The 1,447-nt window shown below is 49.3% G+C and carries 1 protein-coding gene; it reads right to left on the reverse strand.

The window, feature by feature from the left end; translation table 11 throughout:
• Nucleotides 1-1,447: Fe-S protein assembly chaperone HscA (gene hscA / locus R7P72_RS24280; RefSeq protein WP_318110866.1), on the reverse strand; the 1,447-nt coding region annotated here is incomplete at both ends.

Here is a 1,447-nt window from a genome sequence, read left to right on the forward strand (position 1 = left end):
TTGCAGCGATCAAACCTTCAATCACCCGGTCGGCTTCAACGCGTTGTTCAGCTAACGCACGAGCTTGCATGTCTTCTTTGGCGTGAGTCATCGAATCACGCAGCATGTTCGCAACTTCGTTATCGCTTAAACCGTAAGAAGGTTTCACTTGAATTTCGGACTGAACACCAGTGCTCTTTTCCATTGCAGTCACAGATAGTAAACCGTCAGCATCAACTTGGTACGTCACTCGGATGTGCGCAGCACCTGCCGCCATAGGAGGAATACCTTTGAGTGAGAAACGCGCAAGTGAACGACAATCATCCACCAGCTCGCGCTCACCTTGCACAACGTGCACGCTCATCGCCGTTTGACCATCTTTGAAGGTGGTAAACTCTTGCGCGCGAGCAACAGGAATCGTGGTGTTGCGCGGAATGATTTTCTCAACCAACCCACCCATTGTTTCAATACCCAATGATAATGGAAGCACGTCAAGCAGCAGCATTTCAGAGTCAGGCTTGTTACCAGCAAGAATATCTGCTTGGATACCCGCACCAATAGCCACCACTTCATCAGGGTTGATGCTAGTGAGTGGTGTGCGACCAAAGAATTCACCTACCATTTCACGGACAAGCAAGGTACGAGTTGAGCCACCAACCATCACCACTTCAAGTACTTCCTCCGCTTCTACGTCAGCATCTTTCAGTGCACGACGACAAGACATCAGAGTTTTCTTCACGAGTGGGCGAATCAGGTCTTCGAACTGCTCGCGTGTTACAGTGCCTTTCCAGCCAAACACGTCAACTTCCACGCTGTCTTGCTCAGAGAAAGCAATTTTGGTCGCCGTTGCAATGTTCAGTAATGCACGGTTTTTCTCAGCAGAAAGCGGCGCTTCTAGGCCAGCTTGCTCCATTAGGTAATCCGCTAATAGATGGTCAAAATCATCACCGCCTAGTGCAGAGTCACCGCCTGTTGCTAATACTTCAAATACGCCTTTCGATAAACGTAGGATAGAGATATCGAACGTACCGCCACCTAAATCGTAAACGGCAATCACGCCCTCTTGACCTGAATCCAGACCGTAGGCAATCGCCGCTGCGGTTGGCTCATTGAGAAGACGCAGTACATGTAAACCCGCTAGCTTAGCCGCATCTTTCGTGCCCGCGCGTTGCGCGTCATCGAAGTACGCAGGAACGGTAATTACCACGCCCGCAAGCTCTCCACCTAGAGTTTCTTCTGCGCGTTTACCTAGCGCTTTTAGAATATCTGCAGAAACTTCAATCGGGTTTTTATCCCCTTGAGCAGTTTGCAGTACTGGTAAGCCATTATCACTCTCTTTAAAACGGTAAGGTAATGAAGGGTAGCGGGATTGAATGTCTTTTAGCGAGCGGCCAATCAAGCGTTTCACTGAGATAATGGTGTTCTCAGGTTCAAACTCTGCTTTGGCTTTCGCATCGTAACCAACCAC

This window comes from Vibrio sp. Vb0888 (genome assembly GCF_033338835.1).
In the GTDB taxonomy this organism is placed as follows: Bacteria; Pseudomonadota; Gammaproteobacteria; order Enterobacterales; family Vibrionaceae; genus Vibrio; species Vibrio alginolyticus.